The organism is Azospirillum isscasi (assembly GCF_030849505.1).
Lineage (GTDB): Bacteria > Pseudomonadota > Alphaproteobacteria > Azospirillales > Azospirillaceae > Azospirillum > Azospirillum isscasi.
In genome coordinates, this window is the sequence record NZ_JAUJFI010000388.1 from 1 (window position 1) to 651 (window position 651).

1 protein-coding gene is annotated in these 651 nt (G+C 63.3%); it reads right to left on the bottom strand.

The window, feature by feature from the left end; all coding sequences use genetic code 11:
• A partial coding sequence (locus QSG27_RS29130) for a Bax inhibitor-1/YccA family protein (protein WP_306712369.1) occupies nt 1-651 on the bottom strand: 651 nt, incomplete at both ends.

Sequence of the window (651 nt, forward strand, 5' to 3'; positions counted from 1 at the left end):
GCCCATGAGCTGCATGAGCATCTGGAAGAGGTTGATGAAGTTGAGGTAGAGGGAGAGGGCGCCCATGACGGCGAGCTTGGTGTTGGTCTCGTGGCCGTAGCCCTCGGCGTACTCTTCCTTGATGCGCTGGGTGTCGTAGGCGGTCAGGCCGGTGAAGATGACCACGCCGATCACCGAGATGGCGAACTGCAGGGCGCTGGAGCCGACGAAGATGTTGACCAGGCTGGCGATGACGATGCCGATCAGGCCCATCATCAGGAACGAGCCCATCTTCGACAGGTCGGCCTTGGTGGTGTAGCCCCACAGGCTCATCGCCGCGAACATCGCCGCGGTGATGAAGAACACCCGCGCCACGCTGGCCCCGGTGAAGACCAGGAAGATCGAGGCCATCGACACGCCCATCACCGCGCAGAAGGCCCAGAACAGCCCCTGCAGCGCCGACGCCGACATCGCGTGGAAGCGCCAGGACAGAACTATGATGAAGGCCAGCGGCGCCAGCATCACCACCCACTTCAAAGGCGTCGTGAAGATCGGCACGTACAGCGCCGGCGTGCTCGCCACGAACAGCGCCACAAGGCCGGTCACCCCCAGCCCAAGCATCATGAAATTGTAGACCCGCAGCATGTGCTTGCGCAGGCCCTCGTCGAACGC